This window comes from Alcanivorax sp. HI0083 (assembly GCF_001635175.1).
In genome coordinates this window covers 1-231 of the sequence record NZ_LWFX01001578.1, presented here as the reverse complement: position 1 = coordinate 231, position 231 = coordinate 1, and the positions used below count along the sequence as shown (strand labels likewise).

Below are 231 nucleotides of genomic sequence, written 5' to 3'. Positions count from 1 at the left end.
CTCTGCCGGTTTTTGAATCTGCATTGAACGAATCCGAGATGACCGCACGTCTCTCCCGTGCCCTGCGATTTGCTACCTTGCCGGATCAGCCGCAAGCCTTTGATGGTTTTCATGACTTTCTGCGTGAGTCTTTTCCCCTTACCCATGCAAGACTCACCCTGAAAACGTTCGGCCATAGCCTGCTCTATCACTGGGATAGCGGAAAAGACTGCGCGCCGACGTTGCTGTTAG

The 231-nt window shown here is 53.2% G+C and carries 1 pseudogene; it reads left to right on the top strand.

The features are described 5' to 3' along the window. Positions 1-38: 38 nt before the first annotated feature. A pseudogene (locus A3754_RS23575) lies at positions 39-231 on the top strand (peptidase M20); the annotation flags it as partial.